The sequence below is a fragment of the Enterococcus avium ATCC 14025 genome, from assembly GCF_000406965.1.
Classification (GTDB): Bacteria; Bacillota; Bacilli; order Lactobacillales; family Enterococcaceae; genus Enterococcus_A; species Enterococcus_A avium.
Genome location: NZ_KE136367.1, coordinates 288167 through 298589, shown reverse-complemented (window position 1 = coordinate 298589; position 10423 = coordinate 288167). Strand labels below are relative to the sequence as shown.

Below are 10423 nucleotides of genomic sequence, written 5' to 3'. Positions count from 1 at the left end.
TAGTGAGGGGTTGCCCCTTGTGAGATTAGGACGTCGCCACGCGAACTCATGGAGGTTTAGCTCAGCTGGGAGAGCATCTGCCTTACAAGCAGAGGGTCAGCGGTTCGATCCCGTTAACCTCCATTTGAGCCGTTAGCTCAGTTGGTAGAGCATCTGACTTTTAATCAGAGGGTCACTGGTTCGAGCCCAGTACGGCTCATAAGTATATGCGGGTGTGGCGGAATTGGCAGACGCACTAGATTTAGGATCTAGCGCCTTACGGCGTGGGGGTTCAAGTCCCTTCACCCGCATTTTATTTTTTTGTAGTTGCCGGCTTAGCTCAGTTGGTAGAGCATCTGATTTGTAATCAGAGGGTCGAGGGTTCAAGTCCTTTAGCCGGCATCGTGCGGAAATAGCTCAGTGGTAGAGCACCACCTTGCCAAGGTGGGGGTCGCGGGTTCGAACCCCGTTTTCCGCTTTCCTGAAGACCAGGGAAGAACGCCGGGGTGGCGGAACTGGCAGACGCACAGGACTTAAAATCCTGCGGTGAGTGATCACCGTACCGGTTCGATTCCGGTCCTCGGCATAATATGAACATGCGCCCATAGCTCAACTGGATAGAGTGTTTGACTACGGATCAAAAGGTTAGGGGTTCGACTCCTCTTGGGCGCGTAGTTTTTTTGTTTATCGGGAAGTAGCTCAGCTTGGTAGAGCACTTGGTTTGGGACCAAGGGGTCGCAGGTTCGAATCCTGTCTTCCCGATCAAAAAGAAGGTGAATGCCTTCTTTTTTTTTATCCTAATTTAAAGAAAGGCGTTCTTCTTTATTTCATGCTCTAAATTCGCTATAATTATGGTCAGGAATAGTCAATAGGAGGCGATATTATGAGCAGAAATACCTCTGATTTGATCGAGTCTTACTTGAAAGATATTTTGGAGAATAGTGAAATCATCGAGATCCGCAGAGCAGAGATGGCGCAGTTGTTTAATTGCGTGCCTTCTCAGATAAATTATGTAATCAACACGCGTTTTACTTTTCAACGGGGTTATTTAGTTGAAAGTAAACGAGGTGGCGGTGGTTATATCCGAATAAGTAAAGTTAAGATTTCTGATCAGCATTATTTTTTGAAGCAATTAATGGAGTCTTTTGGAAGTGAAATATCTGAAACAAATGCTTTTGGAATTATTCAAAAATTATTTGAAGAAGAAATTATTACTGAAAAAGAAGGTAATTTGATGTTGAGTGCGGTATCGAAGAATGTTCTTGGTATCAGTCAAATTGAAAATAGACTACGTTCAAGAATTCTTCACGGATTTTTAGAACGTTTAAGTTATGAGAAAAAGGAGTGAGGAATATGGATCAGCTGTATACAGAACGCGCAAAAGCCGTGCTGGCTATTGCACAACAAGAAGCTAAATACTTTAAACACCGCTCGGTTGGTTCGGAGCATTTATTACTGGCTTTAGTGATTGAACAACAAGGGATAGCAGGCAAAACACTGCGCCAAATGAATTCAAACGAAAATGATATCCGTGAAGAAATCGAGCATATGACTGGATACGGATCAGTTAAGTCTTATCCTGAAGGCGGTTATCTACCCTATTCTCCTAGAGCAAAGCAAATTTTAATTTTTGCTGATGATGAAGCTAAACGCTTCAATGCAAAATTGGTTGGAACCGAACATGTATTATTAGGGCTATTACGAGATGATGAAATCTTAGCTTCTCATATTTTAGTTAATTTAGGACTTAGTTTGCCTAAGATGCGTCAACTTCTATTAAAGAAGATGGGTGTAAATGAAACATCGAATGGAAATCAAGGTACTGGTAGTAGACGAAAAGCACCAGCGAAACCTGTACAAAGCAATTCACAAGGAACACCAACTTTAGATGGATTGGCTCGGGATTTAACAAAATTAGCACGGGAAAAACGACTGGATCCAGTGGTAGGTCGAGATAGTGAGGTTCGCCGCGTAGTTCAAATTTTAAGTCGTCGAACTAAAAATAATCCGGTATTAGTTGGAGAGCCAGGTGTTGGTAAAACAGCGATTGTTGAAGGCTTAGCTCAGCGAATTATTTCTGGAGATGTACCAGAAGATATGCGCGGAAAACGTCTGATGATGCTTGATATGGGTGCCTTAGTGGCTGGAACGAAATATCGTGGAGAATTCGAAGATCGCTTAAAAAAAGTGATTGATGAAATTTATCATGATGGTCAAATCATTCTATTTATTGATGAACTGCATACCTTGATTGGTGCTGGTGGAGCTGAAGGTGCTATTGATGCTTCAAATATTTTAAAACCTGCGTTAGCTCGCGGTGAATTGCAAACAATTGGTGCAACAACGTTAGATGAATATCAAAAGTATATTGAAAAAGATTCTGCTTTGGAGCGCCGTTTTGCTAGAGTGCAAGTGGAAGAACCAACACCGGAGGAAGCGGAAGAGATATTGAAAGGCTTACGTCCTCGTTATGAGGATCATCATGGAGTTGAAATTACTGATGAGGCTCTGCATGCGGCAGTATCTTTATCCGTTCGATATATCAACTCGCGTCAATTACCAGATAAAGCGATTGATTTGATGGATGAATCTTCTGCGAAAGTTCGTTTAGATTCGACGGATGAAGTTTCTGAGCTTACTGAGCTAGAAGATGAAATTCAAGATTTAGTAATAGAAAAAGAAAAGGCGATTCAAAATCAAGACTTTGAATCGGCGGCTCGTTTACGGTTACGGGAAAAACAACTATCTGAAACATTGGAGCAAGCCAAAATTAAAGCTGCTAAGCAAGAAAACGGCTATATTGATCAGGTTACTGATGAGGATGTCGCAGCAGTTGTTTCTCAATGGACAGGTGTGCCGCTACAGCAATTAGAGAAAAAAGAAAGTCAACGACTGTTAGATTTGGAAAAAGTTTTGCATAAACGAGTCGTTGGTCAAGAGGAAGCTGTCAAAGCTATCTCGCGGGCGATTCGTCGAGCGCGCAGTGGATTGAAAGATCCAAATCGTCCGATTGGCTCTTTTATGTTTTTAGGACCAACTGGTGTCGGTAAGACAGAATTGGCGAAGGCACTGGCTGAAGCAATGTTTGGCAGTGAGGAAGCATTGATTCGAGTCGATATGTCTGAATATATGGAGAAATATAGTACGAGTCGTTTAATCGGATCGCCTCCTGGTTACGTAGGATATGAAGAAGGTGGACAATTAACCGAAAAAATTCGTCAGAAACCTTATTCAGTTATTTTGCTAGATGAAGTGGAAAAAGCTCATCCAGATGTTTTCAATATTCTTTTACAAGTCTTAGATGATGGTCATTTAACAGATTCGAAGGGTCGGAAAGTTGATTTCCGTAATACGATCTTAATTATGACTTCCAACATTGGAGCGACGGAAATTCGTGAAGAAAAAAATGTTGGTTTCAATGTGAAGGATATCAGTAAAGATCATGCAATGATGGAAAAACGAATTCTAGAAGAATTGAAAAAGGCTTTCCGTCCAGAATTTCTCAATCGGATTGATGAAACTGTAGTGTTCAAATCATTAGATCAAGAACAAATTCATGAGATTGTAAAAATCATGAGTCGTGCTGTTTTAGATCGTATGAAGGAGCATGAAATCAAAGTGAAGATTACATCGGCAGCTTATGACGTTATTGGAAAAGTTGGATTTGATCCTGAATATGGGGCACGGCCAATTCGTCGGGCATTGCAAAAAGAAATTGAAGACCGCTTAGCTGAGGCACTCTTATCTGGTCAAATTCAGTTGGGAGATACAGTGACTATTGGGGCTAGCAAAGGCAAGATTACATTAACTGTTAAAAATCCAAAAGAAGAAAAAATACCAGAAAAAGTTTAAAAAACTTGGGAATGATGTTTTAACGTCATTCTCTTTTTTTGTCATCAGTTGGAAACTTTTTGTAGCTATGATAGTATGAGAAAGTCTAAAAGGAGGACATACCATGATCGAACTAATTGCGACAGCAGAATCAATGGCGCAAGCTGAAGAATTATTAGCTGTCGGAGTGGATACACTATACATAGGAGAAGAGGATTTTGGATTACGACTGCCCTACTCTTTTTCTCGTGAAGAACAAAAGGCTTTGATTGATTTGGCGCACGCCAATGGGAAAAAAGTGAACGTTTCTATAAATGGTATCATGCATCCTGATAAGATGAAGAAGATACCAGAATATTTAGCCTTTTTGGCAGATGTAAAGCCAGATCACGTAGTTGTTGGTGATACGGGTGTGATTTATTTATTGCAGGAATACGATTTGCCATACATTTATGATGCGGAGACTTTAGTCACCAATGCACGACAAATCAATTTTTGGCAGAAAAAAGGAGCAGTTGGAGCGGTGTTGGCTCGCGAAGTCCCTTTTGAAGAAATGCAGCGTTTGAGTCAGCATGTCGAAGTTTCTGTGGAGGTTTTGGTTTATGGTGCTACTTGTATTCATCAATCAAAACGCCCGCTACTAGATAATTATTTCAATTATACGAAGCAATCGGAAAGTACTTCTAAGGAACGTGGATTGTTTATTTCGGAACCCAAAAAGGCAGAAACACATTATTCGATTTACGAGGATCAACATGGCACACATATTTTTGCTGATAATGATTTGAATTTGATTAAGGAATTGTCAGAGCTTAATCAAGCAGGTTATCAAACATGGAAATTAGATGGTTTGTTTACACCTGGAGCGAATTTTGTGGCGATTGCTAAAGTTTTTGCAGAGGCTAAAGCAGCAATAGAAACGAATTCTTGGGATGATGCGATGGTTGAAAACGCTCAACAAGAAATTCAAAAATATCATCCTGTTGGTCGAGGAATGGATACAGGTTTTTATCATTTAGACCCAACAGCGATTAAATAGGAGTAATAGCAATATGACAGAAAGAAAATTGAAGCGGCCGGAAGTTTTAGCACCAGCCGGGACATTGGAAAAATTAAAAACCGCCATTCACTACGGTGCAGATGCAGTATATATCGGTGGAGATGCATATGGGTTGCGTTCTCGGGCTGGAAATTTTTCATTTGAAGAGATGGAAGAGGGGGTGGCTTTTGCGAATCAGTATGGAGCTAAGGTTTATGTAGCTGCGAACATGGTGACCCATGAAGGTAATGAAGAAGGAGCCGGAGCGTTCTTCAAGAAGTTGCGTGACATTGGAATCTCGGCTGTGATTATTTCTGATCCTGCTTTGATCGAAATTTGTGCATCAGAAGCCCCTGGGTTAGAGATTCATTTATCAACACAGGCGTCTGCAACTAATGCGGAGACATTGAAATTTTGGCAAAATGAGGGTCTGGAACGAGTTGTGTTGGCCCGGGAAGTCTCAATGGAAGAATTAGCTGAGATACGCCGCAATACGGATATTCAAATTGAAGCATTTATCCATGGAGCAATGTGTATTTCTTATTCGGGCCGTTGTACACTATCCAATCATATGTCAATGCGAGATGCTAATCGTGGTGGTTGCTCGCAATCTTGTCGCTGGAAGTATGAATTATTCGATATGCCTTTCGCTCAAGAACATCGTTCATTAACAGAAAATGGTGATGTTACGGAAGAATTTTCTATGAGTGCCGTAGATATGTCTATGATCGAACATATTCCTGATTTGATTGAAAATGGCGTTGACAGCTTAAAAATCGAGGGTCGGATGAAATCAATTCATTACGTTTCAACTGTATCTAATGTTTACAAAGCAGCAGTTGACAGCTATATGGCTGATCCAGATAATTATGTCTGTAAACAAGAATGGATCGATGAACTGTGGAAAGTAGCTCAACGAGAATTATCGACTGGATTTTATTACCATGTACCGACTGAAAATGAACAACTATTTGGTCCGCGCCGAAAGATTCCTGTTTACAAATTTATTGGTGAAGTTCTGAGTTATGATGAAGTTAGCGGAATAGCGACTGTCCGCCAACGAAATCATTTTAAAATAGGTGATGAAATTGAATTTTACGGACCACATTTTCAGCATTTTGAACAGACAGTTACAGAAATGAAAAATGATGAGGGCGAATCAATCGACAGGGCACCTAACCCTATGATGGTTTTAACGATGCCTGTTGCTCAACCAGTCAAACCTGGTGATATGATTCGTAAGAAAAAAGACTGATAAATAAATCACTCGCTAAATTGGGAAGAAAGCTGATTTTTAGCGGGTGTTTTTTTAGAAAATGGTATCGGACAAAAATCAATTCTTTTTTTGCAGAATGTATTAAAATGAACGTAAACGTGAATTAGGAGGCAGATGAATGAAGGAATATGATTACATAGTTGTCGGTGGCGGAAGTGGCGGGATCGCCTCGGCTAATCGTGCTGGTATGTATGGAGCAAAAGTCTTGTTAATCGAGGGGAATAAAATCGGCGGAACCTGTGTCAATGTTGGTTGTGTACCGAAAAAGGTAATGTGGCAGGCTAGCAGTATGTTAGAGATGATTGAGCGAGATGCGCCTAGTTATGGTGTACAGGCTGATGTTGGAAAATTTGATTTTAATGAGTTGGTTGAACGTCGTGAAAAATATATCGACTTTTTACATGGAGCCTACTACCGTGGACTTGATAGTAATAATGTAGAACGAATTGAAGGTTATGCGACATTCAAATCAGATCACGTTGTCAGTGTAAACGGTGAAGAATATACTGCGTCCAATGTCTTGATTGCGACTGGCGGAAGACCAAGTCAGATGGAGATTCCTGGCGGTGAATACGCTATTGATTCTAACGGATTCTTTGAAATGACCGAACAGCCGAAAGAAGTTGTTGTTCTAGGGGCTGGTTATATTGCAGCAGAATTGAGTGGTGTGCTACAGGGGATGGGCACGCAAGTTTATTGGGCTTTCCGCCATAGTCGCCCATTACGGACATTTGATAAAATGCTGGCCGATAATTTAGTGGATATTTATCGTGATAATAAGATGAAGTTGTATGATCATCATGTGGCAAAAGAAATCAAGAAAAATGAGGATGAAACCTATACTGTCTATTTTGAGAATGGAAATACACTGACAGGAGATAAGGTGTTGTTTGCTGGCGGTCGTATACCAAATACTGACAAGTTAGGTTTAGAGAATACTTCTGTGACGTTAAACGAGAAAGGCTTTGTCATTGTCGATAAATACCAAAATACAACGAGTGAAGGTGTTTATGCAGTCGGGGATGTGATTGGCAAGATTGATTTAACACCAGTAGCTATTGCGGCAGGTCGGCGCTTATCCGAACGTATTTTTAATGGCAAAACAGAAGAATTTTTAGATTATGAAAATGTTCCAACGGTAATTTTTACACATCCAACGATTGCAACGATTGGCTTATCAGAAGAGAGTGCTATTGAACGTTATGGAAAAGATCAGATTAAAATCTATCATTCGCGTTTTACACCAATGTATTTTGCATTAAGTGACTATCGTCAAAAATGTGATATGAAATTGGTATGTCTTGGGAAAGAAGAAAAAATTATTGGCTTGCACGCGATTGGTGTGGGTGTTGATGAAATGCTACAGGGATTTGCTGTAGCGATTAAAATGGGGGCAACGAAGAAAGACTTTGATGACACCGTTGCGATCCATCCAACTGGCAGCGAAGAATTTGTAACAATGAGATAATTAGAAAGACTGTAGACAAGATCCGTTTTATGGACAATGTCTACAGTCTTTTATTGAATGGAGCTTAAGCTGATTTCGCCAGAGGAGAGATGAACTTTTTCCTCCCCTAAATCGACTACTAGCTCACCAGTATCAGTGATCGCGATGGCAGTCCCCATGTAGGATTGATCTTTCCGTTTAAAAGTGATTTTTTTACCTAATACGAATGATTTCTTTCGATAAGCATCCAGGTAAGTCGTTTGATCTGCCAATAAATTAAAGAATCGATTCCAGATGTTAATGATCAATTGATTTCTTGTTATGGTTGCTTGACCATTCGGAAACAAAGAAGTCGCTTTTTCCTGCAACTCATCAGGGTAGTTTTCCTGAGGAATGGAGAAGTTGATTCCCATACCAATAATAATGTATTTTAGTGAGTTGGTTTCAATATCGGTCATCGCTTCTGATAAAATGCCGACGATTTTTTTATGATTCAAATAAATATCGTTGACCCATTTAATTTGTGTATCCACACCTAATAATTCATCGATTGCTTCGGATACAGCAACTGCCATCAAGATTGTGTATTGTGGTAATTCTGTTAATTGCTCCTTAGGCTCCAAGAGCAAACTCATATAGATGCCCTGCTGTTTTGCAGCAAAGAAAGGACGATTGAAACGCCCTCGAGGCGCTTCCTGCATATCTGCTACGATTAGTAAAGGTGATCTTTTACCATCCATTACAGCCTGCTGAGCATCTTTCATTGTTGAAGTAGAGGTTTCTAAAACGGTTATATCGACGTCTTGATGAATGCCTTCATGAATTTCTTTTGCATCTAAAATATCAGAAGGCTGGTAACGATAACCGTTCGCGGAATGTTGAATCTGATACCCCTTTTTTTCTAATTCTTTGATTGCTTTCCATATTGCGGTACGAGATACCCCTAATTCTTGAGCTAAGGTTTCGCCGGATAAAACATTTTTTGCTGCTTTTAGACGGGCTAAAATTTTTTCCTTCGTCGACAATTTTTTCGCTCCTTTATTTTCATTCTGGGCTCAGTGTAACAAAAAAACAGGCTACATAAAAGTAGCCTGCCAAGAAAGAAGGGGGTGTATTAACTTAGTAACAAGGCATCGTCTTTTAATTCGACACCGGAGTTTTGATGGAAGAGCTCCATCAATTTTGGTACAGTCAGATTTTGTTTTTCCTCTTGTTTCAAGTCCAAAGCAATCTGTCCCTGATGAAGCATAATTAAACGATTACCATATTTGATGGCATCCTCCATATTATGGGTTACCATAAAAGCTGTTAATTCTTGCTCACGAATCAAGCGCTCGGTTAGTCCCATTACAGTTAATGAAGTTTTGGGGTCGAGTGCTGCTGTATGCTCATCTAATAAAATCAGATCAGGGCGTTGCAGCGTTGCCATTAATAGTGTGATAGCTTGGCGCTGTCCTCCAGATAGTAAACCAATCTCAGCATCTAATCGATTTTCCAAGTTCAGATTTAGCATGGCCAATTGTTCTTGGAAATAACTACGATCTTTACTTTTTACACCTAGTGAGAAGCCGCGTTTGTGACCGCGTTTCATGGCTAATGCTAAATTTTCTTCTACCGATAGACGAACTGCGGTACCCATTTTAGGATCTTGGAAGACACGACTGATTTTTTTTGAGCGACGTGTAACAGAATGTTTAGTGATATCTTCCTCATTTAAAAACATTTGTCCTTCTTCGATCGGTAATGTGCCAGCCACACTATTTAGCAAGGTAGACTTACCCGCACCATTTCCACCGATAATCGTGACAAATTCACCAGGGGCTAAACTCAAATTGATTCCACGCAGCACATGATTTTCATTAACTGTTCCACGTTCGAAATATTGATGCAAATTATTAATTCTTAATACTGGTTGCATTGTTGTCAGCCCCTTTCTTTTTTGATTTTAAGGTAAATTTTGATCGAATTTGCGGTAATGATAAACAGATTACCAGAACAATCGCTGAAGCCAATTTAGAGTCTGTTGGCTCGACGTTCATTTCGAATACTAATGCTAAAATGAAACGGTAAATAATTGCTCCAGCGACGATCGTGATCAGCCGGACTAAAATCGGTTTATTATGGAGCAGAACTTCTGCGATGATGATTGAAGCGAGACCGATAACGATTGTACCAACTCCTGAATTTAAGTCGGCAAAGCCGTTGTTTTGCGCCAATAAAGCACCTGAAAGAGCGATGCTTCCGTTTGAGATCATGTAGCCTAACAGCTTCATGTTTTCGGTTTTGATTCCATTGGCCTCACTCATATCTGGATTATCCCCAGTTGCTCGAACGGCTAAACCAATCTCCGTTCGGAAAAATAAAACTAATAATAGAATGACTAGCAACACGATTAAGAGTCCGACTAGAATAACCGCATTATTTTTTGACAATCCGAGATTTTGAGCTCCTGTAAAAACAGTACTTTCGCCTAATAATGCAATATTTGGAGCCCCCATTACACGGGAAGTAACAGAATATAAACCAGTCATGGTGATAATCCCTGCCAATAAAGCTGGAATTTTGAATTTTGTATTTAAGATACCTGTAACCAAACCAGCTAACATTCCACCACCAAATGCCAATAAAGTAGCTATTGCTGGATGCATACCGTTAACGATCCCAATCGCTGCGATTCCTCCGCCTAAAGGAAAGCTTCCTTCGGCGGTCAAATCGGCAATATCTAAAATTCGAAAGGTCATGTAAACTCCGATGGCTAATAATGACCAGAGCATACCTTGTGACGTCGCTGATAATAACAAAGTGATAACATTCATGATTCTTCCTTCTTTCTTTGTGAAGCTAGACTTAA

The 10423-nt window shown here is 40.2% G+C and carries 8 protein-coding genes, 8 tRNA genes and 1 rRNA gene (1 of these 17 only partly in view); 14 read left to right on the top strand and 3 right to left on the bottom strand.

Features of this window, described 5'->3' with window-relative positions:
- From rrf to gor, 14 genes are all read left to right on the top strand, one after another.
- Positions 1 to 42, top strand: a 5S ribosomal RNA gene (rrf, locus tag OMU_RS20805); it begins 74 nt to the left of the window's first position.
- Between the two features lie 8 nt (positions 43 to 50).
- Positions 51 to 123 (top strand) — tRNA-Val (locus tag OMU_RS20800).
- A gap of 3 nt (positions 124 to 126) precedes the next feature.
- A tRNA-Lys gene (locus OMU_RS20795) sits at positions 127 to 199 on the top strand.
- Positions 200 to 208: 9 nt separating this feature from the next.
- Positions 209 to 290 (top strand) — tRNA-Leu (locus tag OMU_RS20790).
- A gap of 18 nt (positions 291 to 308) precedes the next feature.
- Positions 309 to 381 (top strand) — tRNA-Thr (locus OMU_RS20785).
- Between the two features lie 4 nt (positions 382 to 385).
- Positions 386 to 457: transfer RNA gene (locus OMU_RS20780), tRNA-Gly, on the top strand.
- 22 nt (positions 458 to 479) lie between these two features.
- Positions 480 to 565, top strand: a tRNA-Leu gene (locus OMU_RS20775).
- A gap of 12 nt (positions 566 to 577) precedes the next feature.
- Positions 578 to 651: transfer RNA gene (locus OMU_RS20770), tRNA-Arg, on the top strand.
- A gap of 16 nt (positions 652 to 667) precedes the next feature.
- A tRNA-Pro gene (locus tag OMU_RS20765) sits at positions 668 to 741 on the top strand.
- Positions 742 to 859: 118 nt separating this feature from the next.
- Complete coding sequence (locus OMU_RS20760) at positions 860 to 1327, top strand: CtsR family transcriptional regulator (RefSeq protein ID WP_270268334.1); 468 nt, start codon at positions 860 to 862, stop codon at positions 1325 to 1327.
- Positions 1328 to 1332: 5 nt separating this feature from the next.
- Entirely contained in the window at positions 1333 to 3831 is a 2499-nt protein-coding gene (locus OMU_RS20755) for an ATP-dependent Clp protease ATP-binding subunit (RefSeq protein ID WP_016181826.1), read from the top strand.
- Positions 3832 to 3934: 103 nt separating this feature from the next.
- Entirely contained in the window at positions 3935 to 4849 is a 915-nt protein-coding gene (locus tag OMU_RS20750; protein WP_016181825.1) for a peptidase U32 family protein, read from the top strand.
- A gap of 13 nt (positions 4850 to 4862) precedes the next feature.
- Positions 4863 to 6104: a peptidase U32 family protein gene (locus OMU_RS20745; RefSeq protein ID WP_016181824.1), complete on the top strand. Its 1242-nt coding sequence runs from the start codon at positions 4863 to 4865 to the stop codon at positions 6102 to 6104.
- Positions 6105 to 6243: 139 nt separating this feature from the next.
- The gene (gene gor / locus OMU_RS20740; protein ID WP_016181823.1) at positions 6244 to 7593 is read left to right on the top strand and encodes a glutathione-disulfide reductase; all 1350 of its coding nucleotides are present in this window, start codon (positions 6244 to 6246) and stop codon (positions 7591 to 7593) included.
- A 50-nt stretch (positions 7594 to 7643) separates the two neighbouring features.
- Here the strand turns inward: gor and OMU_RS20735 are convergent, their stop codons facing one another.
- The 3 genes from OMU_RS20735 to OMU_RS20725 all read right to left on the bottom strand — a co-directional run bounded on the left by OMU_RS20735 (position 7644) and on the right by OMU_RS20725 (position 10388).
- Positions 7644 to 8597, bottom strand: a complete 954-nt coding sequence (locus tag OMU_RS20735; RefSeq protein ID WP_016181822.1) for a biotin--[acetyl-CoA-carboxylase] ligase — start codon at positions 8595 to 8597, stop codon at positions 7644 to 7646.
- Between the two features lie 89 nt (positions 8598 to 8686).
- Entirely contained in the window at positions 8687 to 9490 is an 804-nt protein-coding gene (locus tag OMU_RS20730; RefSeq protein WP_016181821.1) for an ABC transporter ATP-binding protein, read from the bottom strand.
- Positions 9468 to 10388: an ABC transporter permease gene (locus tag OMU_RS20725; protein WP_016181820.1), complete on the bottom strand. Its 921-nt coding sequence runs from the start codon at positions 10386 to 10388 to the stop codon at positions 9468 to 9470. The genes OMU_RS20730 and OMU_RS20725 overlap by 23 nt, the downstream gene beginning before the upstream one ends.
- Positions 10389 to 10423 lie beyond the last annotated feature (35 nt).